Annotated in this window: 24 protein-coding genes; 7 read left to right on the top strand and 17 right to left on the bottom strand. The window is 68.8% G+C overall.

Going from position 1 to position 26133, the window contains the following annotated elements:
* Positions 1-6: 6 nt before the first annotated feature.
* From A6B37_RS15415 to A6B37_RS15380, 8 genes are all read right to left on the bottom strand, one after another.
* Positions 7-1239, bottom strand: a complete 1233-nt coding sequence (locus A6B37_RS15415) for a CaiB/BaiF CoA-transferase family protein (RefSeq protein ID WP_111826235.1) — start codon at positions 1237-1239, stop codon at positions 7-9.
* Between the two features lie 40 nt (positions 1240-1279).
* Entirely contained in the window at positions 1280-1858 is a 579-nt protein-coding gene (locus A6B37_RS15410; protein ID WP_111826234.1) for a UGSC family (seleno)protein, read from the bottom strand.
* Between the two features lie 15 nt (positions 1859-1873).
* Positions 1874-2986: a hypothetical protein gene (locus A6B37_RS15405; protein WP_111826233.1), complete on the bottom strand. Its 1113-nt coding sequence runs from the start codon at positions 2984-2986 to the stop codon at positions 1874-1876.
* A gap of 189 nt (positions 2987-3175) precedes the next feature.
* Entirely contained in the window at positions 3176-5188 is a 2013-nt protein-coding gene (locus tag A6B37_RS26300) for an acetyl/propionyl/methylcrotonyl-CoA carboxylase subunit alpha (RefSeq protein ID WP_111826232.1), read from the bottom strand.
* A 46-nt stretch (positions 5189-5234) separates the two neighbouring features.
* Complete coding sequence (locus tag A6B37_RS15395; RefSeq protein ID WP_111826231.1) at positions 5235-6842, bottom strand: carboxyl transferase domain-containing protein; 1608 nt, start codon at positions 6840-6842, stop codon at positions 5235-5237.
* 77 nt (positions 6843-6919) lie between these two features.
* Complete coding sequence (locus A6B37_RS15390; protein WP_102772956.1) at positions 6920-8101, bottom strand: acetyl-CoA C-acetyltransferase; 1182 nt, start codon at positions 8099-8101, stop codon at positions 6920-6922.
* 33 nt (positions 8102-8134) lie between these two features.
* Positions 8135-10012, bottom strand: coding sequence for a bifunctional isocitrate dehydrogenase kinase/phosphatase (gene aceK, locus A6B37_RS15385; RefSeq protein WP_111826230.1), 1878 nt, complete (start codon positions 10010-10012; stop codon positions 8135-8137).
* Positions 10013-10022: 10 nt separating this feature from the next.
* Positions 10023-11201 (bottom strand): isovaleryl-CoA dehydrogenase, encoded by a 1179-nt coding sequence (locus tag A6B37_RS15380; RefSeq protein ID WP_102772958.1) that lies wholly within the window; start codon positions 11199-11201, stop codon positions 10023-10025.
* 244 nt (positions 11202-11445) lie between these two features.
* Between A6B37_RS15380 and A6B37_RS15375 the strand changes: the two genes are divergently transcribed.
* Together A6B37_RS15375 and A6B37_RS15370 are read left to right on the top strand one after the other, a co-directional pair.
* A complete protein-coding gene (locus A6B37_RS15375) occupies positions 11446-12621 on the top strand; it encodes a M20 aminoacylase family protein (RefSeq protein WP_111826229.1) in 1176 nt (391 codons plus the stop codon).
* Positions 12622-12658: 37 nt separating this feature from the next.
* A complete protein-coding gene (locus A6B37_RS15370) occupies positions 12659-13630 on the top strand; it encodes a tripartite tricarboxylate transporter substrate binding protein (RefSeq protein ID WP_111826228.1) in 972 nt (323 codons plus the stop codon).
* Positions 13631-13648: 18 nt separating this feature from the next.
* Here the strand turns inward: A6B37_RS15370 and A6B37_RS15365 are convergent, their stop codons facing one another.
* Positions 13649-14029: a MerR family DNA-binding transcriptional regulator gene (locus A6B37_RS15365; RefSeq protein ID WP_102772960.1), complete on the bottom strand. Its 381-nt coding sequence runs from the start codon at positions 14027-14029 to the stop codon at positions 13649-13651.
* 75 nt (positions 14030-14104) lie between these two features.
* On the opposite strand from A6B37_RS15365, the gene A6B37_RS15360 reads away from it, so the two are divergent.
* Positions 14105-15172, top strand: a complete 1068-nt coding sequence (locus A6B37_RS15360) for an MBL fold metallo-hydrolase (RefSeq protein WP_111826227.1) — start codon at positions 14105-14107, stop codon at positions 15170-15172.
* Between the two features lie 18 nt (positions 15173-15190).
* Here the strand turns inward: A6B37_RS15360 and A6B37_RS15355 are convergent, their stop codons facing one another.
* Positions 15191-15817, bottom strand: coding sequence for a LysE family translocator (locus tag A6B37_RS15355; RefSeq protein WP_168202198.1), 627 nt, complete (start codon positions 15815-15817; stop codon positions 15191-15193).
* Between the two features lie 99 nt (positions 15818-15916).
* Here A6B37_RS15355 and A6B37_RS15350 point away from each other — a divergent pair, with 99 nt between their 5' ends.
* Both A6B37_RS15350 and metC read left to right on the top strand, forming a co-directional pair.
* Positions 15917-16630, top strand: coding sequence for a nitroreductase (locus A6B37_RS15350; protein ID WP_102772962.1), 714 nt, complete (start codon positions 15917-15919; stop codon positions 16628-16630).
* A gap of 80 nt (positions 16631-16710) precedes the next feature.
* Positions 16711-17904 carry a cystathionine beta-lyase gene (gene metC, locus A6B37_RS15345; RefSeq protein ID WP_102772963.1) on the top strand — a complete coding sequence of 398 codons (1194 nt, stop codon included), beginning with the start codon at positions 16711-16713 and terminating at the stop codon, positions 17902-17904.
* 15 nt (positions 17905-17919) lie between these two features.
* Here the strand turns inward: metC and A6B37_RS15340 are convergent, their stop codons facing one another.
* The 5 genes from A6B37_RS15340 to argS all read right to left on the bottom strand — a co-directional run bounded on the left by A6B37_RS15340 (position 17920) and on the right by argS (position 23325).
* The gene (locus A6B37_RS15340) at positions 17920-18867 is read right to left on the bottom strand and encodes a hypothetical protein (RefSeq protein ID WP_210405801.1); all 948 of its coding nucleotides are present in this window, start codon (positions 18865-18867) and stop codon (positions 17920-17922) included.
* On the bottom strand, positions 18864-20072 hold the full coding sequence (locus A6B37_RS15335) for an ABC transporter substrate-binding protein (protein WP_111826224.1): 1209 nt from the start codon (positions 20070-20072) through the stop codon (positions 18864-18866). Before A6B37_RS15335 ends, A6B37_RS15340 begins: the two co-directional genes overlap by 4 nt.
* A 135-nt stretch (positions 20073-20207) precedes the next feature.
* Positions 20208-20837 carry a thiol:disulfide interchange protein DsbA/DsbL gene (locus A6B37_RS15330; RefSeq protein WP_111826223.1) on the bottom strand — a complete coding sequence of 210 codons (630 nt, stop codon included), beginning with the start codon at positions 20835-20837 and terminating at the stop codon, positions 20208-20210.
* Between the two features lie 79 nt (positions 20838-20916).
* Positions 20917-21618, bottom strand: coding sequence for an SPOR domain-containing protein (locus A6B37_RS15325; protein ID WP_102772967.1), 702 nt, complete (start codon positions 21616-21618; stop codon positions 20917-20919).
* 9 nt (positions 21619-21627) lie between these two features.
* Complete coding sequence (argS, locus tag A6B37_RS15320; RefSeq protein ID WP_111826222.1) at positions 21628-23325, bottom strand: arginine--tRNA ligase; 1698 nt, start codon at positions 23323-23325, stop codon at positions 21628-21630.
* A 298-nt stretch (positions 23326-23623) separates the two neighbouring features.
* Between argS and A6B37_RS15315 the strand changes: the two genes are divergently transcribed.
* A complete protein-coding gene (locus tag A6B37_RS15315; RefSeq protein ID WP_111826221.1) occupies positions 23624-23971 on the top strand; it encodes a DUF1840 domain-containing protein in 348 nt (115 codons plus the stop codon).
* Positions 23972-24056: 85 nt separating this feature from the next.
* Positions 24057-24374, top strand: a complete 318-nt coding sequence (locus tag A6B37_RS15310; RefSeq protein WP_102772970.1) for a hypothetical protein — start codon at positions 24057-24059, stop codon at positions 24372-24374.
* 84 nt (positions 24375-24458) lie between these two features.
* On the opposite strand, the gene A6B37_RS15305 is transcribed toward A6B37_RS15310, so the two are convergent.
* Entirely contained in the window at positions 24459-25259 is an 801-nt protein-coding gene (locus A6B37_RS15305; protein ID WP_102772971.1) for a carbohydrate ABC transporter permease, read from the bottom strand.
* Positions 25256-26131, bottom strand: coding sequence for a sugar ABC transporter permease (locus A6B37_RS15300; RefSeq protein WP_102772972.1), 876 nt, complete (start codon positions 26129-26131; stop codon positions 25256-25258). The genes A6B37_RS15305 and A6B37_RS15300 overlap by 4 nt, the downstream gene beginning before the upstream one ends.
* Positions 26132-26133 lie beyond the last annotated feature (2 nt).

The raw sequence follows: 26133 nt of genomic DNA, 5'->3' as shown, positions 1-26133 counted from the left end.
AACAGCTCAGGGTCCGACCGCGATCGCGCCGTCGCGCCGCAGTTCGGCAAGCGCCTGCGGCGCCAGTCCCAGCACGTCGCGCAGCACCGGTTCCGTATGAGAGCCCAGTGCCGGCGGCGCGCTGCGGTATTCCACGGGGGTGGCCGAGAGGTGCAGCGGGTTGCCGACCAGATCGGCGCAGCCCGCCTGCGCGCCGGGCATCGGCACGCGCATGCCGCGCTGCAGGACCTGGGGGTCGGCGAACACCTCGGCCAGGCCGTTGATGGGGCCGCAAGGCACCCCCAGCGCCTCCAGTTCGCGCAGCCAGTGCGCGCTCGGCTGCAGGGCCATCCGCTCCTGGATCAGCGGGATCAGCGTCTCGCGCGCGGCCAGCCGCGCAGTGTTGCTGGCGTAGCGCGGATCGTCCGCCAGCGCCGCCAGGCCGAGCGCGCCGCAGAACTTGCGGAACTGCATGTCGTTGCCCACGGTGACGATGACGTGGCCGTCGCGCGTGGCGAAGTCCTGGTACGGCACGATGTTGGGATGGGCGTTGCCCAGGCGCGCCGGTTCGCGGCCGCTGGCCAGGAAGTTCATGGCCTGGTTGGCCAGCGTGGCGACCTGCACGTCCAGCAGGGCCACGTCGACGTGCTGGCCCTCGCCCGTGCGGTCGCGATGCGCCAGCGCCGCCTGGATGCCCGCGGTGGCGTACAGGCCCGTCAGGATGTCGGTAAGCGCCACGCCCACCTTCAGCGGCCCGGCGCCGGGCTGGCCGTCTTCGCGGCCGGTGATGCTCATCAGGCCGCCCATGCCCTGGACCAGGAAGTCGTAGCCCGGCCGGCCCGCATAGGGCCCGGTTTGTCCGAAGCCGGTAATGGAGCAGTACACCAGGCCCGGATGCCGCTGCCTGAGCGTGTCATAGTCCAGGCCATAGGGCCGCAGTCCGCCCACCTTGAAGTTCTCGATCAGCACGTCGCACTGCGCGGCCAGCGCCGCCACCAGGCGCGCGCCCTGCGGCGTGGCGATGTCCACGGCGACGGACTTCTTGTTGCGGTTGGCGCCGGCGAAATAGGCTGATTGCGCCGCCTCGCCCCATTGCGGATCGCTGATCCACGGCGGCCCCCAGCCGCGGGTGTCGTCGCCCGGGCCGGGCCGTTCGATCTTGATGACTTCCGCGCCCAGGTCGGCCAGCAGCTGGCTGGCCCAGGGGCCTGCCAGCACGCGCGAAAGGTCCAGCACCCGCAGATGCGACAGTGCGCCCATTCCTGCTCTCCCCGGTTTGCGCGGCGTCGCCGCGCCGCCGCTATTGCAGCGCCACGCGCAGTGCCATCGGCGCCTTGGTGCCCAGCCAGACCTGTTGCGCCTGCTCCTTGATCTGGGCCACGCGCTGCGCGATCTCATCGGCTGTGATGGAACTGACCGGATGCGCGATCACGACGGGTTCCAGGGTCTTCATGCCGATGGCCTGCCGCGTCAGTTCGGTTTCGCGCGCGAATTCGGTAGTGATGATGACCGCGCTGGGCAGGCCCAGGCGCTCCAGCGCGATCGAGTCGCGCACGCAGGCCGAGCAGCACGAGCCGCAGTCGCCGATGGCGGTCAGCACGATGTCGTTCTCGGCCGCGATGCGCTCGATCAGTTCCGGCGCGGCGTCCTTCGAGAAGCTGTGCTTGACGTAGTAGTTCACCTCGGCGAATGCGATTTCTGCGCCCAGGGCGGCGACCGCGCCGCGCAACAGCTTGTTGGCGTTCCATTTGGAGTTGTCCAGCACGCCCAGGCGCAGCCCGGCCAGGCTCTGCTTGCGCGCCGAGACCGGCGCGTCCTCGAAGCGCAGCGCGCCGCGCGGATCGAACACCGCGACTTTTTCCGCGTCATTCATCAACATGTCTGTCTCCTTTCTTCAGATGGCGCAGGCGCCGCCGACGCAATCGCCGCCTTCGGCGCGCGCGCCGTCGATGGCGCGCAGCACCGGCGTGCTCATGCTGCCCCAGCCCGGAATCAGCACCGAGAAGCGGCCGGCCTCGCCGCCCATCACGAACAGATGGATGTGGTCGGGGCTGTGCACGATGGGAATGCGGGTGTCGTCCTCGCGCTTGTAGTACTTGGGCAGGTTGCGGTTGTAGACCTTGCCGTAGCGGTGACCGTAGGCCAGGTCGATGAAGCGGTTACCGTGGTTGACGTACAGGTAGTTGCGCACGTCGGCGCGGGACCAGCCGTGCTTGCCGATGGTCTGGGCGTGTTCCAGTCCCAGCACCACCGCGATGTGGCCGCCCAGCACCGCGCTGTTGGAGGCGATGGTGCTCATGGCCGAGCACATCGTGTCGAGTATGCCCTCGGGGTCGTTGGAGATGTGGTTGGTCACGCTGTGCGGCGCTTCGGCCGCCATGGCGAAGACGGTCGAGTCCTCGGGCTTGTAGCCGTGTTCCACGTGATACGGCGCCAGCGGGCTTTGCAGTTCGTTTTCGCAGACGCAGTAGGTGTATTTTCCGGGATGGCCCAGGGTGCTCTTGTCCAGGTCGCCCGGCCAGCCTCCGCCCACGTTCAGCATGATCAGGCGCAGCGCCCGACCGATGGTGGCGTTGGCGCGGTTGCCGGAGCCGAAGGCGTTGACGCCGCCGTTCATGCCGATCTCGCGCGCGATGGGACCGTTGACCACCAGCAGCGGCGAGGCCACGTGCGTGGTCGCCTGCACGCCGTTGAGGTTGAAGGCCTGGTCGGTGATGGCTTTGACGCCGGCCAGCACCACCGGCGCGTATTCGGGCCTGCAGCCAGCCATCACCATGTTGATGGCCAGGACCTCGCGGGTCAGCTCGCCCCAGCGCGGGGCCACGCGGGCTTCCACGAAATCCGCGTCGCCGCCCAGCCGGGCCACGATCTCGTCGATTTTGTCCCGGGTCGGCGGCACGACCGGCAGGCCGTCGGTAAAGCCACGTTCGTAGTAGTACTCGACCAGGTCTATTCCGGCCGGGACCATGCTCACGGGCGAGGCCCGGGTCTGCATAACCGCACTCATGGAAGCGCTCCTCGCTGCTGTCGGATGACGTTGGGATCAGCATAGGAGCGCGGCGTTATCTATAACAAGAACAATCTATTTCGCTCGATGATTGTGAAAAACGCATAAATCGGTTTGTCGCGGCGGACCGGCGGAAAAAAAGGGGCGGCCCGTGGGCCGCCCCGATCCATTTCCCGCGATGGCGCCGGACTATTCCCCGATCGCCACCAGTTCCGCGCCTTCGGCCACCTGGTCGCCGACCGCGTAGAACACTTCCGCGACCTTGCCATTGGCCGGGGCGGAGATGGTGTGTTCCATCTTCATGGCTTCCATGACCAGCAGGGGCTGGCCCTTTTCGACGGTGTCGCCGGCCTGCACCGAGATCGAGATGATCTTGCCCGGCATGGGCGCGGTCAGGCCGCCGCCGTGTTCGCCCTGGGTATCCTGCGAATGCGCCAGCGGATCGTAGCGTTCCAGCGCGTGCGAGCCGGCGTCGGTGAAGACGTGGGCGCGGTCGGCGTGCAGCACCACGGTGCCGGCGCTTTCATGGCCGCCCAGCGTGATGCGCAGGCCATAGGCCAGGTTGGGATTGGCGCTGGCGTGGGCGCGCCACTGGAAGGCCTGCGGGCCGTCGCCGCAGTCCAGCGTCCAGGCCGCGCCGTCGCGCGCGATGAGCGCCTTGCGCGTTTCGCCGTTGTCCACCCATTGCAGCTCGCGGTGGTAGCGCCCGCCCAGTCGCCAGCCGTCGCGCGCGTCCCAGGGATCGGTGGCGGTCCTGGCCGGCGCGCCCAGTCCCTGGCGCACCAGCAGCGCGGCGCTGGCCAGGGCCAGCACGGCCGGGCCGGCCGGTTGCGGTTCGGGCAGCAGCGTGGCGCGCTGGCGTTCGATGAGGCCGGTGTCCAGGTCGGCGGCGGCGAAGGCGCTGTCCTGCATCAGCCGCGACAGGAACGCCACGTTGGTCTGCACGCCCACGGCCTGGGTCTGCGCCAGGGCCTGCAGCATGCGGGCGCGGGCCTGGTCGCGGTCGGCGCCGTGCACGATGAGCTTGGCGATCATCGGGTCGTAGTAAGGCGTGATCGTGTCGCCCATGCGCACGCCGCCGTCGACGCGGATGTCGCCGTTGGCGAACGCGGTGTGGGCGGGCAGGCCCAGGTAGGCCAGCGTGCCGATGGAGGGCAGGAAGCCCTTCTCGGGGTTCTCGGCGTAGATGCGGGCCTCGATGGCGTGGCCGTCGATGCGCAGGTCTTCCTGGCGCGCCGGCAGCGGCTGGCCGGCGGCCACGCGCAGCTGCCACTCCACCAGGTCGTGGCCCGTGATCATTTCGGTGACCGGGTGCTCGACCTGCAGGCGCGTGTTCATTTCCATGAAGTAGAAGCGGCCGTCCGGTTCGGCGATGAATTCCACCGTGCCGGCGCCGACGTAGCCCACGGCGCGCGCGGCGGCCACGGCGGCGTCGCCCATGGCGCGGCGGCGTTCTTCGGTCATGCCGGGCGCCGGGGCTTCCTCGATGACTTTCTGGTGGCGGCGCTGCACGGAACAGTCGCGCTCGAACAGGTAGACGCAGTTGCCGTGCGTGTCGGCGAAGACCTGGATTTCGATGTGGCGCGGCTTTTGCAGGTAGCGCTCGATCAGCACGCGGTCGTCGCCGAAGCTGGAGGCGGCTTCGCGCTGGCACGAGGCGAGCGCGTCGAGGAAGGCGCCGGAGGATTCGACCACGCGCATGCCCTTGCCGCCGCCGCCGGCGCTGGCCTTGATCAGCACCGGATAGCCGATGGCGTCGGCCTGCGTCTTGAGGAACTGCGGGTCCTGGTTCTCGCCGTGGTAGCCCGGCACCAGCGGCACGCCGGCCTTTTCCATCAGGGCCTTGGCGGCCGATTTGCTGCCCATGGCGGCGATGGCGGAGGCGGGCGGACCGACGAAGGCGATGCCGGCCGCGGCGGCGGCCTGCGCGAAGTCTTCGTTTTCGGAGAGAAAGCCGTAGCCGGGGTGGATGGCCTGGGCGCCGGTGTCGCGCGCGGCCTGCAGGATGGCGTCGGCGCGCAGGTAGCTGGCGCGCGGTTCGGCGCCGCCGATATGCACGGCCCGGTCGCAGGCGGCGACGTGGCGCGCGTTGGCGTCGGCGTCGGAATACACGGCGACCGTGCGGATGCCCATGCGGCGGGCGGTGGCGGCCACGCGGCAGGCGATTTCGCCGCGGTTGGCAATCAGCAGAGTATCGAACATGGATGTGATCCGGGCTGAAGTGTTCTTGGAGTGCGGCAGCGCCGACCTACATGCGGAATACGCCGAACCGGGTGTCTTCGATGGGCGCGTTCAGCGCCGCCGACAAGGCCAGGCCCAGCACGCGGCGGGTGTCGGCGGGCGCGATGATGCCGTCGTCCCACAGGCGCGCGGTGGCGTAGTACGGATGCCCTTCATGCTCGTATTGCTCGCGGATGGGGGCCTTGAAGGCGGCCTCTTCCTCGGCGGACCATTGCCCGCCGCGGGCTTCGATGCCGTCGCGCTTGACCGTGGCCAGCACGCTGGCGGCCTGCTCGCCGCCCATGACGGAGATGCGGGCGTTGGGCCACATGAACAGCATGCGCGGCGAATAGGCGCGGCCGCACATGCCGTAGTTGCCGGCGCCGAAAGAGCCGCCGATCAGCACGGTGAACTTGGGCACGGCGGCGGTGGCCACCGCGGTCACCATCTTGGCGCCGTGGCGGGCGATGCCTTCGTTCTCGTATTTGCGGCCCACCATGAAGCCGGTGATGTTCTGCAGGAACACCAGCGGAATCTTGCGCTGCGCGCACAGCTCGATGAAGTGCGCGCCCTTTTGCGCGGACTCCGAGAACAGGATGCCGTTGTTGGCGACGATGCCCACCGGCATGCCGTGGATGTGGGCGAAGCCGGTGACCAGCGTGGGGCCGAAGCGCGCCTTGAATTCGTCGAATTCGGAGCCGTCGACGATACGCGCGATGACTTCGCGCACGTCGTAGGGCTTGCGCGTGTCGGCCGGAATGATGCCGTTGAGCTCGCTCGGGTCGTAGCGCGGCTCGCGCACCGGCGCGGTGGCCAGCGGCTGGGGTTTCTTGCGGTTCAGGCGCGCCACGGCGTTGCGCGCCAGCTGCAGCGCGTGCATGTCGTTGGCGGCCAGGTGGTCGGCCACGCCGGACAGGCGCGTATGCACGTCGCCGCCGCCCAGGTCCTCGGCGCTGACTTCCTCGCCGGTGGCGGCCTTCACCAGCGGCGGGCCGCCCAGGAAGATGGTGCCCTGGTTCTTGACGATGATGGACTCGTCGCTCATGGCGGGCACGTAGGCGCCGCCGGCGGTGCAGGAGCCCATCACCACGGCGATCTGCGCGATGCCTTGCGAGGACATCTGCGCCTGGTTGTAGAAGATGCGGCCGAAGTGCTCGCGGTCGGGGAAGACCTCGTCCTGCTGCGGCAGGTTGGCGCCGCCCGAATCCACCAGGTAGACGCAGGGCAGGTGGTTCTGCGCGGCGATTTCCTGCGCCCGCAGGTGCTTCTTGACCGTCATGGGGTAGTAGGTGCCGCCCTTGACCGTGGCGTCGTTGCACACGATCACGCATTCCGTGCCCGCCACGCGGCCGATGCCGGTGATGACGCCGGCGCCCGGCGCGTCGCCGCCATACATGCCGTGGGCCGCCATCGGCGACAGTTCCAGGAACGGAGCGCCCGGGTCGATCAGGTGCTCGACGCGCTCGCGCGGCAGCAGCTTGCCGCGCGCCACGTGCTTGGCGCGCGCGGCTTCGCTGCCGCCCAGCGCGGTCTGCGCGAGTTTCTGGTTCAGGTCGTCCAGCTGCGCCTGCATGGCGCGCGCATTATCGGTGTATTCCTGCGACCGCGTATTGATGCGGGATTCGATGATGGGCATGAGGGGGGCTACCCGGTTGGTTTGGCGGATGAGGGGTACGGTCCGAAGCGCGGCGCGCTCCGGACCGTAGCGGTGCTTCAGACCATCTCGATGGCCATGGCCACGGCTTCGCCGCCGCCGATGCACAGCGTGGCCACGCCGCGCTTGCCGCCGGTCTTGCGCAGCGCGCCGATCAGCGTGGCCATCAGGCGCGCGCCCGAGGCGCCGATGGGGTGGCCCAGGGCGGTCGCGCCGCCGTGGACGTTGACCTTTTCATGCGGCAGCTTGAAGTCGGCCATGGCGGCCATGGTCACCACGGCGAAGGCTTCGTTGATCTCGTACAGGTCCACGTCCTCGGCCTTCCAGCCGGTCTTGGCGAACAGGTTCTTCAGCGCGCCGACCGGGGCGGTGGTGAACCAGTTGGGTTCCTGCGAGTGCTGGCTGTGGGCCACGATGCGGGCCAGCGGCTTGACGCCGAGCTTCTCGGCGGTGGAGGCGCGCATCAGCACCATGGCGGCCGCGCCGTCGGAGATCGAGGACGAGTTGGCGGCGGTGACGGTGCCGTCCTTCTTGAAGGCGGGCTTGAGCGTGGGGATTTTCTCCGGCATGGCCTTGGCGGGCGCCTCGTCGGTGTCGATGACGGTGTCGCCCTTGCGGCCGGCGACGGTGACGGGGGCGATTTCCCACTTGAAGCTGCCGTCCTCGGACGCGGCGCGGGCGCGGCGCAGCGATTCCAGCGAGAAGGCGTCCTGCTGCTCGCGGGTGAAGGAATACTTGGCCGCGCAGTCTTCGGCGAACACGCCCATGGCCTTGCCCTTGTCATAGGCGTCTTCCAGGCCGTCCAGGGCCATGTGGTCGTAGACGGTGCTGTGGCCGTAGCGATAGCCCTGGCGGCCCTTGAGCAGCAGGTACGGCGCGTTGCTCATGCTTTCCTGGCCGCCGGCGACGACCACGTTGGCGGTGCCCGCGGCCAGCAGGTCGTGGCCGAACATGGCGGCCTTCAGGCCCGAACCGCACACCTTGTGGATGGTGGTGCAAGACACGCCCAGGGGCAGGCCCGCGCCCAGCGCGGCCTGGCGCGCCGGCGCCTGGCCCTGGCCGGCCTGCAGCACGTTGCCCATGATGACTTCTTCGACCTGTTCGGGCTTGATGCCCGCGCGTTCGACGGCGGCCTTGATGGCGACCGAACCCAGTTCGTGCGCGGCCAGGCCGGACAAGGCGCCCAGCATGCCGCCCATGGGGGTGCGGGCGACGGAAACGATGACGATGGGATCTGACATGACTAGCTCCTGTGAGGGTCGGGACAGCTCGGGTTACGAGGCCGCGTCGGCGCCCTGAGGGCGGGCGGGACGCAGGCGTCTGTCCGTATCGTAAGGGAAAAATTCTTCAATCCGGCCCTGCGCGACATGGGCCCGGCAGGCCTGCCACCATTCCGGTTCCAGCAGGTCGGCATGGTGACGCATGAACGCGCCGCGCACGCGCGCATCGCCCAGCAGGAAGCGTCCGAATTCTTCCGGAAAAACGTCGTTCGGGCCGATGGCGTACCAGGGTTCCGACGCCATTTCCGCCTCTTCGTTGGGCGCGGGCGGGATGCGTCGGAAATTCATTTCGGTCATGCGCTGGATTTCGTCGTAGTCATAGAAGACCACGCGGCCCAGGCGCGTGACGCCGAAGTTCTTGTACAGCATGTCGCCGGGGAAGATATTGGCCGCGGCCAGCTGCCGGATCGCGTCGCCGTACTCGCGCACCGCCGGTTCCAGCAGCGCGTCGCCGGCCTGCTGCAGGTACAGATTCAGCGGCGTCATCCGCCGTTCGATGTAGACGTGGCGGATGACCACGGTGTCGCCCGATTCCTCGATCAGGCTGGGAACCAGCCGGCGCAGTTCCTCCAGCAGCGCCGGGGCGAAGCGGCTGCGCGGCAGCGCCACCTGCGAATACTCCCAGGTGTCGGCCATGCGGCCCACGCGGTCGTGCAGCTTGACCATCTGGTACTTGCGCCGCACGGTGGCGTGGTCCATGCCGTCCTTGTCGATGCGGTCCTTGATGAGCTTGAAGACGTAGGGATAGGACGGCAGCGTGAACACGCACATCACCATGCCCTTGATGCCGGGCGCGATGTCGAACGCATCGTGCGAGTGGGCCAGGTGGTGCAGGAAATCGCGGTAGAACAGCGTCTTGCCCTGCTTCTGCAGGCCGATCATGGTGTAGAGCTCGGCCTTGGGCTTGCGCGGCAGCAGGCTGGACAGGAAATCCACCACCGCGGCCGGCGTTTCCATGTCGACCAGGAAGTAGGCGCGGGTGAAGCTGAACAGCGTGCTGAGATCGTCGGCGCCCAGCAGCAGCGCATCTAGCCGGACCTGGCCGGCGGGATTGCGCATCAGCGCCACGGCGAACGGATAGACCGTGGACTGGTTGATCAGGCGTCCGACGATATAGGCGCCCTTGTTGCGGAAGAACAGCGAACCCAGCGCATGGACCTGGCAGTCGCTGGCGATGCGCCGGCCCACGTGGCGCGGCAGCTGGGCGCGCAGCTGCCTGACGGCCGCGCGCGCCAGCAGGCGCGTGTCGCGCGGCAGGTCTTCGAAGGGCAGCGCCAGCCCGAAGTCCGCCACCATGCGGATCAGGCTGGCCTGCAGGCCTTCGGCCACGGGGTAGTACACGCGGTACGAAGGCTTGCGGCTGTCCAGGTAGTCGGTGGCCACGGCCGGGCGCACGAACAGGAAATCGTTGTGGAAATAGTCGCGGTGCAGGATGCGGCACGAGACCGAATTGAAGAAGGTCTCGGCGCATTCGGGCTGGCGGTGGTCGCCCAGCAGGCTCACGTATTCGTGCTTGACCTGCTGCCAGAACGCGGTCTGCGCCGGCGCCAGCGGCGCGGGAGCGTCCGCCCCGTTGGCGCCATTGGCGCCATTGGACGCATGGGCGCCGCCCGGACGGCCGCGCAGCGCGCCTTCGAGCTGCGCGGCGCATTCGCGCACCCGCATGTCGTAGTACTCGATGCGCTCGCGCGACAGGTGCTGGATGCCGTGCCAGTCGCCGGATTCGAACAGCGCCTTGGCGCGCTGGGCGCTGTAGCGGAACAGCGCGTAATGGCGGTCGAAGCCCGCCAGGATCAGCTGCGCGACCTCCAGCGGCGAGGGCCCCGGCGCGGGAGCCTGCTCGATGTGCTGGACGTCGGACATGCGGATCATGGCGGGGCGCTCAGGCGGTTTCGTTGAACAGCTCGCGGCCGATCAGCATGCGGCGGATCTCGCTGGTGCCCGCGCCGATCTCGTACAGCTTGGCGTCGCGCCACAGGCGTCCCACCGGATACTCGTTGATGTAGCCGTTGCCGCCCAGGATCTGCACGCCTTCGCCGGCCATCCAGGTGGCTTTCTCGGCCGTGTACAGGATCAGCGCGGCGCAGTCCTTGCGCACCTGGCGCACATGTTCCGAACCCAGCTTGTCCAGGTTCTTGCCGACCTGGTAGCAGAAGGCGCGGCTGGCCTGCAGCGTGGTGTAGAGATCGGCGACCTTGCCCTGGATCAGCTGGAATTCGCCGATGGCCTGGCCGAACTGCTTGCGGTCGTGGATGTAGGGCACGACCACGTCCATCACGGCCTGCATGATGCCCAGCGGGCCGCCGGACAGGACGGCGCGCTCGTAGTCCAGGCCGCTCATCAGCACCTTGACGCCGCCGTTGACCTGGCCCAGCACGTTTTCCTCGGGGATTTCGCAGTCCTGGAACACCAGTTCGCCGGTGTGGCTGCCGCGCATGCCCAGCTTGTCCAGCTTCTGCGCCACGGAAAAGCCCTTGAAACCCTTTTCCACCAGGAAGGCGGTGATGCCGCGCTGGTGCGCCTCGGGATCGGTCTTGGCGTAGACCACCAGGGTGTCGGCGTCGGGGCCGTTGGTGATCCACATCTTGCTGCCGTTGAGCACGTAGCGGTCGCCCTTCTTGTCGGCGCGCAGCTTCATGCTGACCACGTCGGAGCCGGCGCCCGGCTCGCTCATGGCCAGCGCGCCCACGTGTTCGCCGGAGATCAGCTTGGGCAGGTACTTGGCCTTCTGGGCCGGCGTGCCGTTGCGGTTGATCTGGTTGACACACAGGTTGGAGTGCGCGCCGTAGGACAGGCCGACCGAGGCGCTGGCGCGGGAGATCTCCTCCATCACGACCATGTGGGCCAGGTAGCCCAGGTTGGCGCCGCCGTATTCCTCGTCGGCCGTCATGCCCAGCACGCCGAGATCGCCGAACTTGCGCCAGAGGTCCATGGGGAACTGGTCGTTGCGGTCGATTTCTGCAGCGCGCGGCGCGATCTCGGCCTGCGCGAAAGTGCGCACCGCGTCGCGCAGCATGTCCAGATCTTCGCCCAGGTCGAAGTTCAGGCCGGGAAGATTCATCGCGTTCTCCGTGATAGTAGGTGCTTACTTTTATATGGGCGCTCCGGTGGCGCCGCCGAATTGTCCGAGAGGCTCATCATGCGCCGATCGGCCGTCGCCAGGCAATGATGCAGTGCAAATATTACGTTTACGTAAACGTAAATTGGATACGGGTTATCCCTAGGGAAACGGATTCTTGCCGGCGGGCGCCCCTCTGTACCATTCCAGAGGTCTTTCAAACCTAAATGACTGTGACGGAGTTGCTGTGCTGGAACTATCCCATCTGGACGAAATCGTGGCGCTGCGGCGCGATCTGCATGCCCATCCGGAGCTCTGTTACGAAGAGCACCGCACGGCCCAGGTGGTGGCGGACACGCTGCGCGGCTGGGGCATCGAGGTGCATACCGGCATCGCCAAGACCGGGGTGGTCGGCGTGATCCGGCGCGGCGCGTCGGCGCGCGCCATCATGCTGCGCGCCGACATGGACGCGCTGCCCATGCAGGAAGAAAACCAGTTCGAGCACCGCTCGCGCCATGACGGCAAGATGCACGGCTGCGGCCACGACGGCCACACCGCCATGCTGCTGGCCGCGGCGCGCCACCTGCAGACGGCAGGCGGTTTCGACGGCACGGTGTACCTGTGCTTCCAGCCGGCCGAGGAAGGCGGCGCGGGCGGGCGCGCCATGATCCAGGACGGCCTGTTCGAGCGCTTCCCCTGCGAGGCGGTGTTCGGCATGCACAACTGGCCGGGCCTGCCGGCGGGCACCTTCGGCGTCTGCGCCGGCCCCATGATGGCGGCCGCCAACGGCTTCAGGATCACGGTGCGCGGCAAGGGCGGCCACGCCGCCGCGCCGCAGGACTGCAGCGATCCGGTGCCGGCGCTGTTCGCCATCGGCCAGTCGCTGCAGACCATCCTGACGCGCAGCAAGCGGCCGCTGGACGCCGCGGTGCTGTCGATCACGCAGGTGCAGGCCGGCGGCAGCGTCATCAACGTGATTCCGGATTCGGCCTGGCTGGGCGGCTCGGTGCGCGCCTACAGCACCGGCGTGGTCGACCTGATCGAGCGGCGCATGAACGAGATCGCGGGCAGCATCGCGGCGGCCCACGGCTGCGAGGCCGAGGTGTTCTTCGAGCGCCGCTACCCGGCCCTGGTCAACACGGCGGCCGAGACCGAGTTCTGCATGGAAGTCATGCGCGAGGTCGCGGGCGAGGACCATGCGCGCGTGATCGAGCCGGCCATGGCGTCGGAGGACTTCGCCTTCCTGCTGCAGGAGAAACCCGGCTGCTACGTGTTCCTGGGCAACGGCGACGGCGAGCACCGCATGGCCGGCCACGGCCTGGGCCCGTGCATGCTGCACAACGCCAGCTACGACTTCAACGACGCCCTGATTCCGGCCGGCGCCTCCTACTGGATCCGCCTGGCCCAGCGCTACCTGGCCTGAGCGCATCCCTTCCACGCAACATCCACGACAGGACGATATGAAAAAGAAGACTCTGCTGATCGGGGCCGCGGGCGCGGCCGTGGCGATCATGGCCGGCGGCGCGCTGGCGCAGGACTGGCCGGCCAGGCCGGTGACGCTGGTGGTGCCCTACACCGCCGGCGGCAGCGCCGACGCGATCGGGCGCCGCCTGGGCGAGGTTCTGCGCAAAGAGGCCAACGCCACCGTCATCGTCGAGAACAAGCCGGGCGCCGGCGCGTCGCTGGGCACCGACTTCGTGGCGCGCGCGCAGCCCGACGGCGCCACGCTGCTGCTGGCCTCCACCAGCCCGCTGACCATCTATCCGCACCTGTCCAAGACCAACTACGACCCGATGAAGGACCTGACGCCGCTGGCCAGCGTGGCGGTCGCGCCCGTGGCCATCGTCGCGACCAAGGCGCTGCCGGTGCGGGACTTCGCCGGCCTGGTCGAATACGCCAGGGCGCACCCCGATGGCGTGCGCTACGGCACGCCGGGCCAGGGCACCGTGGCCCACATCGGCATGGCGGCGGTCACGGCCGGGACCGGCGCCAGAATGCTGCACGTGCCCTACCGCGGCAACAGCCAGGCGCTGACCGACGGCCTGGGCGGCGTGGTGGAGCTGCTGGTGGTCAATAGCGACGTGGTGCTGCCGCACGTCGCCAGCGGCGCGCTCAAGCCGCTGGCCGTGATGGCGCCGCAGCGCCTGGCGGCCTGGCCCGAGGTGCCGACCATGGCCGAGCTCAAGCTGCCGCAGGCGCAGTACTACTCCAACTTCGGCGTGTTCGCCCCGGCGAACCTGCCGCCCGCCGTGGCGCAGCCGCTGCAGGCGGCGCTGGCCAGGGCCGTGGCCAGCGCGGAATTCAAGGACCTGCTGGCCAAGTCCTACCTGCAGCCGGGCACCGCCGCCGGCGCGGTCTTCGCCAAACAGGTGCAGGAGGAATACGCCAACAACGCCCGCGTCATCGAGGCTGGCGGCATCAAGGCGCAGTGATCGCGCGGCCGCGGCGTCTCAGGGTTTCTGCGCCAGCAGCTCGCGGCATTGCCGCTCCTGCTGCGCGATTTCCCGCAGGGTGTCCTCGATGTCGCGGCGCTGCTGCTCCAGCGTGGCGCGATGCTGTTGGAGTACGCTGAGGTACTGGCGCAGCTGGACCTCGGTGTCGCCGGGCCCGTCGTACATGTCGATCAGGGTCAGGATCTCCGACAGCTGCAGGCCCAGCCGCTTGCCGCGCAGGGCCAGCTTCAGCCGCGTGCGGTCGCGCGGGCCGAAAATGCGGTTGCGCCCCTCGCGCGCCGGGCTGACGATCCCCTGGTCTTCATAGAAGCGGATCGTGCGGGGCGTGACGTCGAATTCGCGTGCGAGTTCGGAGATGGTCCAGGTTGACGAGGACATGCGAGCTGTGGCAGTTTACGTAAACGTAAATTATGATGACTTGACCGGAACGTCAAGCGTGGAGCGAGAGAGGCGATGAACCCCAACGAGCAGAAACTGCAGTACCCCTGGGCCGACTTCCAGCCGGAAGCGGGCCGCGCGCATGTGGTGGCCGATGGCGTCAAGTGGATCCGCATGCCTTTGCCGTTCGCGCTGGATCATATCAATCTCTGGCTGTTGCGCGACAACATCGACGGCCGCGAGGGCTGGACCATCGTCGATTGCGGCATCGCGCGCGACGAGGTCAAGACCCTGTGGGAGCAGGTCTTCGAGAACGAACTCGACGGCCTGCCCGTGCTGCGGGTGCTGGTCACCCACATGCACCCCGACCACGTCGGCCTGGCCGACTGGCTGTGCGAGCGCTGGAACGCGCGCCTGTGGATGACCATGACCGACTTCATGGTGGCCTCGCTGTGGTCCTCGCGCCGCACGGACGCGGGCGCCGGCCCCGGCGGCCAGGCGGCGGTCGACCACTTCGCGCGCCACGGACTGACCGATCCCGGCGCGCAGGAACAGATCCGCCAGCGCGCCAATTACTACCCCAACCTGGTGCCGTCGGTGCCCGCGCGCTACACCCGCATCATGCACGGCGACCAGGTCCGCATCGGCGGGCGCGACTGGCGCGTGATCGTCGGCTACGGCCATGCGCCGGAACACGCCTCGCTGTTCTCGCCGGACCTGGCGGTGCTGATTTCCGGCGACATGGTGCTGCCGCGCATTTCCACCAACGTCAGCGTGTTCGACTACGAGCCCGACGCCAACCCGCTGCCGCTGTACCTGCGCTCGCTGGACCGCTACGCCGACCTGCCGCGCGACACGCTGGTGCTGCCGGCGCACGGCCGCCCTTTCAAGGGCCTGCACGAACGCATCGCCCAGCAGCACGAACACCATCGCGACCGCCTGGCGGAAGTGCTGGAGGCCTGTGCCGGCCAGCCCCAGTCCACCTCGGACATCGTGCCCGTGCTGTTCAAGCGCAAGCTCGACCTGCACCAGCTGACCTTCGCCATGGGCGAGGCGCTGGCGCACCTGCATGCGCTGTACTTCGAGGGCAGGCTCAAGCGCGAACTGGGAACCGACGGCATCGTCCGCTTTTCGGCCGCCTGAGCGCAGGCGTCGCGCGCCTCAGCGCGACGCCGTCGCCAGCCGCAGCGCCAGGCCCACGAACACCAGCGCGGCGATGCGGTTGAGCCAGCGCTTGGCGCGGACCGAGCGCTGCAGCAGTTCGCCGAACGCGCCCGAGAAAAACGCGATCGCGCCGAACACCAGCAGCGTGGACAGCATGAACACGGCGCCCAGCTGCATGGTCTGCGCGCCCACCGGTCCCCGCGCCGGCGAGGTGAACTGCGGCAGGAACGCGAAGAAGAACAGCAGCACCTTGGGGTTGGTCAGGTTCATCACGATGCCGCGGCGGTACAGCGCGCCCGGCTTCATGGGCGCCGGGGCGGCGCCCGTCTCGCCGCCGACCGGCGCGCGCAGGATCTGCCACGCCAGATAGGCCAGGTAGGCGGCGCCCGCCAGCTTGAGCACGGTGAAGGCCACCGGCGAGGCCGCGAACACGGCGGCCAGCCCCACGGCCACGGCGGCCGTATGGACCAGCAGCCCGGTGCACAGCCCGAACACCACCAGCATGCCCGCCTTGCGGCCCCAGATGGCCGATTGCATCAGCACGAACAGGTTGTCCGGCCCCGGGGTCAGGGCCAGCAGGACGGCGATGCCGAAGAATGCGATCAGGGTGTCTAGGGGCAGCATGGAGATGTCCGCAAGCGAGGGGCCGCTACGGGGCGGGCCGGAAATGGCATGATAAAGGCAAAGACGAACCACCAGACCCGAACCAGGAGACCCCGACCCATGCCCGCCGCCGCCACGTCCCGCCCGCAAGACGCCCAAGATCCGCGCCCCGACGCCGCGCTCGAAGCCTGGCTGCACGCCCGCCACAGCTGCCGCGCGTTCCTGCCCGAAGCGGTGGAGCGCGCCACCATCGAACGCATCCTGGCGCTGGCGCAGCGCACGGCTTCGTGGTGCAACTGCCAGCCCTGGCAGGTGGCGGTCACCGAGGGCGCGGGCACCGAGCGCCTGCGCCAGGCCTTGCAGCGCCGCGCGCAGCAGGCCGGCTTCACGCCGGACTTTCCGTTCCCGCGCGAGTACCAGGGCGCCTATCTGGCGCGGCGGCGCGAGGCCGGCTTCCAGCTCTACGAGGCCGTCGGCGTGGCGCGCGGCGACCGCGAGGCCTACCGCCGCCAGGAAATGCGCAATTTCCAGTTGTTCGACGCGCCGCACGTGGCCATCGTCACCACCGACGAGGCGCTGGGCGAGTACGGCGCGATGGACTGCGGCGGGTATGTGGCCAATTTCCTGCTGGCGGCCCAGGCCAACGGCGTGGCGACCGTGCCGCAGGCCTCGCTGGCCATGTATCCGGAAGTGCTGCGCGAGGTGCTGGGCCTGCCCGCCGACCGCCGCGTGGTGTGCGGCATTTCGTTCGGCTACGCCGATACCGCGCATCCCGCCAACAGCTACCGCACCCGCCGCGCGCCGCAGTCCGAAACCGTCACCTGGGTCGGCTGATCCGGGACAGGCCGCGCGCCGCCTGATAAGGTTCACCCTATCCGTTTTCCTCCGTCCACCCGCCAGCCGTTCTTACGAACATGCCTACCAAACACATCGATACGCTCTTGCAGCATGCGGGCACCGCCCCGTTCAACCCCGAAACCGGCAACGCGCCGGTGCCGCTGCCGCCGATGCGGGCCAGCACGGTGCGCTTCGCGAACATGGCGGCGCTGGAGCAGGCGCAGCGCAGCAAGGCCGCCGGCGGCCGCGCGGCCACCTACGGCCGCATGGGCATGGACACGCACGCCGCGCTCGAACAGGTCTTCACCCAGCTCGAAGGCGGCACGCACTGCTACCTGGCGCCCTCGGGCCTGTCGGCCATGACGCTGGTGATGCTGGCGCTGTGCTCGGCCGGCGACCACGCCCTGATCTCGGACTGCGTGTACGGGCCGATGCGCGAACTGGACGATGCCGTGCTCAAGCGCATGAACATCGACATCACCTATTTCGCGGCCGGCGAAGACCTGGACGAACTGGTCCGTCCCAACACCCGCCTGCTGTACGTGGAGTCGCCGGGCTCGCTGCTGTTCGAGATGCTGGACATGGGCGCGCTGGCCGCCGTGGCGCAGCGCCACGGCCTGGTGCTGGCCACCGACAACACCTGGGGCTCGGGCTACATCTACCGTCCGCTGACCCTGGGGGCGCAGGTCTCGGTCATCGCCGGCACCAAGTACGTGGGCGGGCACTCCGATCTGATGCTGGGCGCGGTGGTCACCAACGACGAACAGATCGCCCGCAAGCTCAACCGCACGCAGTACGCGATGGGCTATTCCATCAGCGCCGACGACGCCTGGCTGGCGCTGCGCGGCGTGCGCACCATGCCCATCCGCATGGCCCAGCACGCGCGCCACGCGCTGCAGGTGTGCGAGTTCTTCAAAAGCCGCCCCGAGACCGTGCGCCTGTTCCATCCGGCCTGGCCGCAGGACCCGGGCCATGCGCTGTGGCAGCGCGACTGCACCGGCTCCAACGGCATGCTGTCGGTCGAGCTGCGCCTGTCGCCGGCGGCGGCGCGCGTGTTCGTCGATTCGCTGACGCTCTTCGGCATCGGCTTTTCCTGGGGCGGCTACGAAAGCCTGGTGCAGCTGGTGTCGGGCAAGGACCTGGCCAAGCACCGCTACTGGGGCGACGGCGACAACGCGCTGGTGCGCCTGCACATCGGCCTGGAATCGCCCGAGGACATCATCGCCGACCTGACCCAGGCGCTGGAAAAGGCCGCCGCCGTGCGCGAGTAAGGCGGCGCGGCGCGCTCAGGCGGCCGCGCCGCGTATCCAGGCGCCGATGCGCGCGGCGATATCGTCGCTGTTGTCGTCCATCATGGGCATGTGCGAATTGCCGGCCACGCCCATGTCGGCCAGGCGCCAGGTCTGCACGCGCGCGCCCTGCCGCGCCAGTTCGCCGGCATAGGCCTGGCCGGCGGCGCACAGCTTTTCCCACAGCGGCGTCGCGTCCAGGTAGTCGCCATAGACGAACAGAAAGGGCTTGTCCGCCACGGCCGCGGCCGCCACCTCCGGCGAGAAGCCCGAGGGCTCGATGCCGATGACGCCGCGCACCAGGTCCGGGCGCGCATGCAGCGCGCGGTAGGCGACCTCGCCGCCGTGGCTGTGCGCCATCACCAGGCACGGCCCCACGCGCTCCAGCACCGCGCAGAATCCCCGCAGCGCCGCATCGTTGTTGCCCAGCCAGCGCGGCACCGCGTGGCGGATGAAGGCGTCGAACGCCGCCACCGGAAAGCGCTGTCCCGCGAATGGCCGGCGCGCCGCGTAGTCCTCGGCGCGGCCGAAGCGAAACAGCGTCCAGCTTTCCTCGGCGTTGCGGATGATGGGCGGCTCCGGCCAGACTTCCTGGAACGGCGCCCAGCCCGCGCGGCCGCGCTCGACGTTGTCCACCACATACACCGCATGGCCCTGGCGCAGGAAATGCTGCATCCAGCCGGGCCGCCCGTCCGGCGTCTGCTCCCACATCGCGCCGGTCATGCCGCCGCCGTGCAGCATCACGATGGGCAGCGGATGCGCCAGCGCGGCCGGAATGAAGTACTGCACGTAGGCCTGCTCGAAGTGGTAGAGGCCGTTGGGGTCATAGGCCAGCGAGGCGCTTTGCGTGAATGCGATGTCGCGTCGCGGCAGGCCGTCGATGCGCACCTGCCGTCCGCCCGCGTAGAAGCTGCCGACATCGGCCAGCGCCAGCGTCCGCGTCATGGCTTGACCAGCGGGCACTGGCTGTCCGACAGGGGCCAGGCCAGCGTGGCGCCCGGGATGGTGCGCACGATGTTGTAGTAGTCCCACGGCGCCTTGGACTGCGCCGGGGTCTTGACCTGCGCCAGCATCATGTCGCGCACCACCAGCCCGTCTTCGCGGATGCGCGCGTTCAGGCTGAAGGGATCGTCGATGGGCAGCGATTTCATCTTCGCCATGACGGCGTCGGCCTCGACCGTGCCGGCGGCCTTCACGGCCTGCAGGTAATGGCGCACCGAGCCGTAGACGCCGGCCTGCAGGAAGGTGGGCGGACGCCCCACGCGGGCTTCGAATTTCTTGGCGAAGGCGCGCGTGCCGTCGTTCATGTCCCAGTAGGACGGCACGGTCAGGTAGGTTTTCTGCGCGGCCTGCAGCCCCAGGCTGTGGACGTCGGTAATCAGCAGCAGCATGGCGGCCAGCTGCTGCGCGCCGCCGATGCCGAATTCCGCTGCCTGCTTGATGGCCGATATGGTGTCGCCGCCCGCGTTGGCGATGGCGATGATCTGCGCCTTGGAGGCCTGCGCCTGCAGCAGGAAGGAGGCGAAATCCGATGCATTCAGCGGGTGGTAGACGGTGCCGGCCACCTCGCCGCCGTTGGCCTTGACCACGGCTTCCGTGTCCGCCGCCAGCTGCTTGCCGAAGGCGTAGTCCGACGCCAGGATGAACCAGCGCTTGTTGCCCTCGTTGACCACCGCGGTGGCCGTGCCGCGCGACAGCGCATAGGTGGTGTAGGTCCATTGCACGCCGTAGGGCGAGCACTGCGCCTGCGACAGCGCGGTGGTGCCGGGGCTGGAGAACAGCACCAGTTTCTTCTTCTCGCGCGCGATGCCCTGCACCGCCAGCGCCACCGAGGAGTTGGGCACGTCCACCACCACGTCCACGCCATCGGTGTCGTACCACTTGCGCACCATGCTGCTGCCGATATCGGGGCGGTGCTGGTGGTCGCCCGACACCAGCGAGATGGGCTTGCCCAGCACGCTGCCGCCGATTTCCTCGATGGCCAGCCGGGCCGCCTCGACCGAGCCCTTGCCGGTGGCGTCGGCGGTCACGCCCGCCATGTCGGTGAGCACGCCGATCTTCACGCCGTCGGCGTCGCTGGCATGCGCCAGGCCCGCGGCCAGCGCCAGGCACAGGCCGGCTGCACGGCCGCGCAGGATTTGCTGTTTCATGTCTTCCTCCCCTTGATATGCCGCCGCCGCGGCGATTTATTGTGGGAAAAGTGTAGCGTGGCCGCGGCGGCCCGGACACAAAAAAACGCCCCGGCCAGTGAAGGCTCGGGGCGTTGCGGACCGGGTCCGGGCGCGTCAGTTGCGCGCCATCGGGATCAGGCGGTCGACTTCCTTGAGCGCGCCTTCGTAGCTGTTGCCGGCCATGACGGGCGAGGTCATGAACTTGCCGCCGACGGCGAAGGACGGCGTGCCTTCGATGCGGTAGGCCTCGGCCAGCTGGGTGGCGCGCTGCACCTGCGTCTGCACGCTGAACGAATCGAATACCGAGTCGAACTTGGCGCGGTCCACGCCTTGCGCGGTGACCCATTCGCCCATGGCCTTCTTGTCGAACAGGCGCTTGTGTTCGCCGTGGATGGCGGTGAAGACCTTGGGATGCAGGTCGGCGCGGTCCAGGGCCAGCAGCGTGTAGTACAGCTGCTGCAGCGGCTTCATGCCGGCGTTGAAGGCGATGGGAACCTGCTTGAGCACCACGTCCTCGGGCTTGGTCTTGGCCCAGTCCTCGACCAGCGGTTCGATCGCCGCGCAGTGCGGGCAGGTGTAGGCGAAGAACTCCAGCACTTCCACCTTGCCCGGGGTGTCCGACGGCAGCGGCGGATTGATGGGCACGTATTGCTGCGTGCCCTGGGCGTGGCTCGCCGGGCTGAGGAACGTGGTGGCGGTCAACGCGGCCGCGGCCAGGATGCGAATAATCTTGGGGGACAGCATGGATGAGAGGTTCCTGAGCAAAAAAGTTACAGACAGGGGCGGGGCCGCATAAGTTCCGTCCGCCTCCGCGGACGGCCGCTTACTGGCGCACCACCGCGGTTTCGATCTTGTTCTCGCCCAGCCGGCCGCGGGCGCGGTTCATGTCGTCCAGGCGGGCGAACGGCCCCACCCTGACGCGGTTGATGGGCTTGCCGCCGACCTCGGCCTTCTGCACCGCGACCGGCAGGCCCAGCAGGATGATGCGGGCCTTGAGGGACTCCGCATCGCTTTCGCCGCGGAATGCGCCGGCCTGCAGGTAGTAAGTGCCGGTGGCCGCGGGAGCCGGCTTGGCGGCCGGCGCCGGGGCCTTGGAGATCGGCGTGGGCGGCGCGGCGCTGGGCGCGGGCGCGGCCGGGGCGGCCTGGCGGGTGGACGGCAGCGTGGCGATCAGCGCGCCCAGGTCGTCCATCTTGGAGGGCGGCTCATCGGTCTTGGGGGCGGCGGTGCCTGCGCCGGGCAGCGGCGCGGGGGCCGTGGCGGTCGGGCCGGTCGGGGCCGGGCCCGCGCCGCCGTCGCGCCCGTACAGGCCGGCGTTGGGGTCGGGCGCCAGGCGGGGATCGGGCAGCTTGCCGGTGTCGCCCTGGCGGCTGGCCCGGTCCACGAAGGGCACGGGCGCCTTGGTGACGTAGAAGGCGACGACGGCGGCCACGATCAGGCCGAGGAGCAGGCCGGCCAGCGCCCCGTACAGGGTGCTGCCGCTTTCGCCGGAGGAACGGCGGGAGGTTTTGCGCTTGGTTGCCATGAACCGATGTTACATCCGCTCGGGCGCCGAGACGCCCAACAGCGCCAGCCCGTTGGCCAGCACCTGGCGCGTGGTCGAGGCCAGGCGCAGGCGTGCCAGCTTCAGCGCGGTGTCGTCGACCAGCACGCGCTCGGCGTTGTACCAGGCGTGGAAGTCCGAGGCGCAGTCGCGCAGCCAGAAGGCGATGTGGTGCGGCGACAGCTCCTGCGCGGCCAGCGCGATCACGTTGGGGAATTCGGCCAGGCGCTGCATCAGCGCGAATTCGGTCGGGGCGGTCAGCAGCGCGGCGTCGGCCTGGGCCACGTCGGCGGCCGGCATGGCGGCGTTGGCGATCACCGAGCAGATGCGGGCGTGCGCGTACTGGATGTAGTAGACCGGGTTCTCGTCGCTCTTGGACAGCGCCAGGTCCACGTCGAACACGAACTCGGTATCGGCGCGGCGCTGGATCAGGAAGTAGCGCACCGCGTCGCGGCCGACCCAGTCGATCAGGTCGCGCATGGTCACGTAGCTGCCGGCGCGCTTGGAGATCTTGACCTCTTCGCCGCCGCGCATCACCTTGACCATCTTGTGCAGCACGTAGGACGGGTAGTCCTTGGGGATGCCCTCTTCCAGCGCCTGCAGGCCGGCGCGCACGCGCGCCACGGTGCCGTGGTGGTCGCTGCCCTGGATATTCACGGCGCGGTGGAAGCCGCGCTCCCATTTGGCCTTGTGGTAGGCCACGTCGGGCACGAAGTAGGTGTAGCCGCCCTCGCTCTTGCGCATGACGCGGTCTTTGTCGTCGCCCGTGCCCAGCTCGGTGGTGCGCAGCCACAGCGCGCCGCCTTCTTCGTAGGTGTGCCCGCCGGCGATCAGCGCCTGCACGGTGGCCTCGACCCGCCCGGAGGTGTAGAGCGAGCTTTCCAGGTAGTAATTGTCGAACGCCAGGCCGAAGGCCTGCAGGTCGAGGTCCTGCTCGCGGCGCAGGTAGGCCACGGCGAAGACGCGGATGTCGTCCAGGTTGTCGACGTCGCCCGAGGCGGTGACGTCCACGCCGTCGGAGTGCACGGTGGCGCGGGCCTGGAAGTCGCGCGCGATGTCGGCGATGTAGTCGCCCTTGTAGCCGTCGGCCGGCCATTCGGGGGAATCGGTGCTCAGGCCGCGGGCGCGCGCCTGCACGCTGATGGCCAGGTTGTTGATCTGGTTGCCGGCGTCGTTGTAGTAGAACTCGCGGGTCACGTCCCAGCCGCTGGCGTCGTACAGGCGGCAGATGGCGTCGCCCAGCGCGGCCTGGCGGGCATGGCCCACGTGCAGCGGGCCGGTGGGGTTGGCCGACACGAATTCGACCAGGATCTTCTCGCCGCTGCGGGGCGCGCGGCCGAAGTCGGCGCCCTGTTCGGCCACGGCGGCGATGACGGCCTGGCGGGCCGCGGCGGTGACGCGCAGGTTGATGAAGCCGGGGCCGGCGACCTCGGCGCTTTCGACCAGGCCGGTCGCGCCGGGCTGCGCCATCAGCGCGTCCACGATGGCCTGGGCCAGTTCGCGCGGGTTGCGGCGGGCCGGCTTGGCCAGCTGCATGGCCACGTTGGTGGCGACGTCGCCGTGGGCGGCGACCTTGGGGCGCTCCAGCAGCACGTTGGCCCGGGCCGCATCGGCGGCGGCGTCGGGCAGGCTTTGCGCGACGGCGGCCTGGATCAGGGAGATAAGCTGTTTCTGTTGCTCGAGGAGCATGGGCGTCTGGAGAGTTCTGAGTTGGTGACGGACGCGCCCGCGCGGGGCGGAGCGGACAGGATGGGGCGCTCTGCCTGCCGGTGGGCCGGCGGCCGCGCGCATGCCCGGTTTCGGGGCGGCGCAGGCCCTCCTGTCACGGGAATCCCCTGAATCATAGCTTGATTTGGCGGGCGGCCCGGCGCGCGCGGGGTCTGCGGGGGACGGATGGCCCGCGGGCGTATCCGCGGGGCAGGACCCTAGTTGGCATCCCCCGGGCGTTGCGGTAGTGTATGTAAGTAATCATTGTGGAGACCGGAATATGTTGATCACCTTTCACTCCAAGGTCGTGGCCGAGGTCCTGATGCTGACCGACCATGCCAGCGCGCTGCTGCACGCCGCCGGCAAGTCCTTCGGAGACAAGATTCCGGAGCGCGGCGTTTTCACCGTGGAACAGCTGCAGCCCGCCATCGACGGCATCGAGCGCGCGATCGAGGACTACCAGCGCGCCCACGAAGGCGCCGAGGACGAGGACGAAGACAAGCCGCCGGTGTCCCCGATGGCCCGCATGGTGGGCATGAAGGAGCGCGCCTTCCCGCTGCTGGACATGATGCGCCAGTCGCTGGCGGCCGGCGCGGAAGTCACCTGGGAAGTGTCGCGCGGCTGGTAACCCGCGGGCCAATGTCGCCGGACCGACAATCTGGCGGCGCTTTTTTTCCTACGCTTCTGGGCTGACGCCTTTTGAAGGAACCCCCATGCGCAGCGACATCACCATCGTTTTCGATCCCCGCCGTTCCGTGGACCTCGCGGCCGACGTCGAACCGTCTCCCGAGCGCCAGAACCAGGCCCGAGACTGGTTCGACGGCGCCTGGGAAACGCTGGGCTGCGAGCCCCTGCGTCCCAGCGGCAAGGTGCTGCTGCTGGACAAGGTGCTGGGCGTGGCGGACGCGCTCGGCTACGACACCCTGTCCACCGACGAAAAAGAAGCCCGCGAATTCGCCGAGAACCTGGCGCTGGCGCTGGAACGGCCGCGCATCACGGTGGACCTGCCGGGGCTGACGGTGGGGTATTAGAAGGGGTTCGCCCCGATGGGTTTCGCGCGTTCTGCGCCGGGGCCCTTGTCCCGACAGTTGGCGCGCTGCACCCATCGGCCTCCGCTACCTGATCCCCGCCCGCATGAACGACTGCACGAACTGGCGCTGGAACAGCAGGAACGCGATCAGCAGCGGCGCGGCCGACATCAGCGTGGCGGCGGTGATGACCGACCAGTCGATGCCCTGATCGGTGGACGAGAACACCTGCAGCCCCACCGTCAGCGGGCGCGATTCCACCGAGTTGGTGATGATCAGCGGCCACAGGAAGTTGTTCCAGTGGTGGCTGACCGACACCAGCCCGTAGGCCACGTAGATCGGCTTGGCCAGCGGCACGTACACCTTCCACAGGATCTGCAGCGCGTTGGCGCCCTCCATGCGGGCGGCCTCTTCGAGTTCGCGCGGCACGGTCTTGAAGGTCTGGCGCAACAGGAAGATGCCGAAGGCCGAGGCGAAGTACGGCAGGCCGATGGCGAACACCGTGTCGCGGATGCCGAGCTGACTCATGGAGCGGTAGTTCTCCACCAGCAGCACGTCGGGCATGATCATCAGCTGCAGCAGCACCAGCATGAAGACGAAGTCGCGGCCGCGGAATTCCAGGCGCGCGAACGCATAGCCGGCCAGGGTGGACAGCACCAGCTGGGCGGCCAGCACCATCGTGACGAGCAGGAAGGTGTTGAGGAAGTAGCGCGGGAACGGCGCGGCATGCCAGGCCCGCACGAAGTTGTCCAGCGTCAGCGGCGCGAACAGGTCGAAGCGGGTGGCGTAGGCGGGCGGGTGGAACGCTGCCCACATGGCGTACGCCAGGGGCAGGATCCACAGCAGGCCGAGCGCCCAGGCGCCCAGGGTATCGAGCTTGTCTTTCATTGATAGTGCGTCCTGCGGTCCAGCCAGCGGAACTTGACCAGCGCGGTCAGCGCCAGCACCACCAGCAACACGACGGTCAGCGTGGCGGCGTAAGCCGTGTCCCAGAAACTGAAACCCACCTGGTAGATGTAGTACAGCAGCAGCGTGCTGGCGTTGTCCGGCCCGCCGCGCGTCATGACCACGACGTGGTCCACCAGCCGGAAGGCGTTGATCAGCGCGTTGATGAGCACGAACAGCGTGGTCGGCATCAAGAGCGGCCAGAGGATGCGGCGGAAGTACTGCCAGCGCGAGGCGCCTTCGAGCATGGCGGCTTCGCGCAGCGACGGCGAGACGGTCTGCAAGGCGGCCAGGTAGAAGATCATGAAAAAGCCCGCTTCCTTCCACACGGTGACCAGCATCAGCGCCGGCAGCGCGGTTTCGCGCGAGCCCAGCCAGTTCGGCCCGGGCGTGCCGAAAAGCTGCATCACCTGCGCGATCAGGCCGTACTGCGGGGTGTAGAAGAACAGCCAGATATTGGCCACCGCCACCATCGGCAGCACCGTGGGCGTGAAGTAGGCCATGCGCAGGAACCCGCGCCCGCGCAGGTTGCGGTTGACCCAGAGCGCCATGATCAGCGCGATGCCGATGGAGGTGGGAATAGTGCCCAGCGCGAACCACAGGTTGTTCCACAGGGACTGCCAGAACACCGGATCGTCGCGCATGAGCGCGTAGTTCTCCAGCCCCACGTAGCGCGCCGGACGCGCGCCCTTGGGGGTGGAGAAAAAGCTGTGCCATAGCGTCGCCAGCGCCGGGTAGTGCGTGAACGCGGCGAGCAGCACGATGGCTGGCAGCAGAAGCAGCCAGCCATAAAGCGCATTCAAAGAGCGGCTCATCG

The sequence above is a fragment of the Achromobacter sp. HZ01 genome, assembly GCF_003267925.1.
Taxonomy (GTDB): Bacteria; Pseudomonadota; Gammaproteobacteria; order Burkholderiales; family Burkholderiaceae_B; genus Achromobacter; species Achromobacter pulmonis_A.
This window is presented reverse-complemented; position numbering and strand designations above follow the sequence as displayed.

Bases quoted from the DNA above. Each gene is read 5' to 3' on its own strand.
- A6B37_RS15335 (WP_111826224.1), bottom strand. From the start codon at position 20,072: ATGAAACAGCAAATCCTGCGCGGCCGTGCAGCCGGCCTGTGCCTGGCG.
- A6B37_RS15395 (WP_111826231.1), bottom strand. From the start codon at position 6,842: ATGCCCATCATCGAATCCCGCATCAATACGCGGTCGCAGGAATACACC.
- A6B37_RS15310 (WP_102772970.1), top strand. From the start codon at position 24,057: ATGCGCAGCGACATCACCATCGTTTTCGATCCCCGCCGTTCCGTGGAC.
- A6B37_RS15305 (WP_102772971.1), bottom strand. From the start codon at position 25,259: ATGAAAGACAAGCTCGATACCCTGGGCGCCTGGGCGCTCGGCCTGCTG.
- argS (WP_111826222.1), bottom strand. From the start codon at position 23,325: ATGCTCCTCGAGCAACAGAAACAGCTTATCTCCCTGATCCAGGCCGCC.
- metC (WP_102772963.1), top strand. From the start codon at position 16,711: ATGCCTACCAAACACATCGATACGCTCTTGCAGCATGCGGGCACCGCC.
- A6B37_RS15370 (WP_111826228.1), top strand. From the start codon at position 12,659: ATGAAAAAGAAGACTCTGCTGATCGGGGCCGCGGGCGCGGCCGTGGCG.
- A6B37_RS15410 (WP_111826234.1), bottom strand. From the start codon at position 1,858: ATGTTGATGAATGACGCGGAAAAAGTCGCGGTGTTCGATCCGCGCGGC.
- A6B37_RS15360 (WP_111826227.1), top strand. From the start codon at position 14,105: ATGAACCCCAACGAGCAGAAACTGCAGTACCCCTGGGCCGACTTCCAG.
- A6B37_RS15380 (WP_102772958.1), bottom strand. From the start codon at position 11,201: ATGAATCTTCCCGGCCTGAACTTCGACCTGGGCGAAGATCTGGACATG.
- aceK (WP_111826230.1), bottom strand. From the start codon at position 10,012: ATGATCCGCATGTCCGACGTCCAGCACATCGAGCAGGCTCCCGCGCCG.
- A6B37_RS15340 (WP_210405801.1), bottom strand. From the start codon at position 18,867: ATGACGCGGACGCTGGCGCTGGCCGATGTCGGCAGCTTCTACGCGGGC.
- A6B37_RS15365 (WP_102772960.1), bottom strand. From the start codon at position 14,029: ATGTCCTCGTCAACCTGGACCATCTCCGAACTCGCACGCGAATTCGAC.
- A6B37_RS15405 (WP_111826233.1), bottom strand. From the start codon at position 2,986: ATGAGTGCGGTTATGCAGACCCGGGCCTCGCCCGTGAGCATGGTCCCG.
- A6B37_RS15355 (WP_168202198.1), bottom strand. From the start codon at position 15,817: ATGCTGCCCCTAGACACCCTGATCGCATTCTTCGGCATCGCCGTCCTG.
- A6B37_RS26300 (WP_111826232.1), bottom strand. From the start codon at position 5,188: ATGTTCGATACTCTGCTGATTGCCAACCGCGGCGAAATCGCCTGCCGC.
- A6B37_RS15315 (WP_111826221.1), top strand. From the start codon at position 23,624: ATGTTGATCACCTTTCACTCCAAGGTCGTGGCCGAGGTCCTGATGCTG.
- A6B37_RS15300 (WP_102772972.1), bottom strand. From the start codon at position 26,131: ATGAGCCGCTCTTTGAATGCGCTTTATGGCTGGCTGCTTCTGCTGCCA.
- A6B37_RS15350 (WP_102772962.1), top strand. From the start codon at position 15,917: ATGCCCGCCGCCGCCACGTCCCGCCCGCAAGACGCCCAAGATCCGCGC.
- A6B37_RS15325 (WP_102772967.1), bottom strand. From the start codon at position 21,618: ATGGCAACCAAGCGCAAAACCTCCCGCCGTTCCTCCGGCGAAAGCGGC.
- A6B37_RS15330 (WP_111826223.1), bottom strand. From the start codon at position 20,837: ATGCTGTCCCCCAAGATTATTCGCATCCTGGCCGCGGCCGCGTTGACC.
- A6B37_RS15415 (WP_111826235.1), bottom strand. From the start codon at position 1,239: ATGGGCGCACTGTCGCATCTGCGGGTGCTGGACCTTTCGCGCGTGCTG.
- A6B37_RS15390 (WP_102772956.1), bottom strand. From the start codon at position 8,101: ATGTCAGATCCCATCGTCATCGTTTCCGTCGCCCGCACCCCCATGGGC.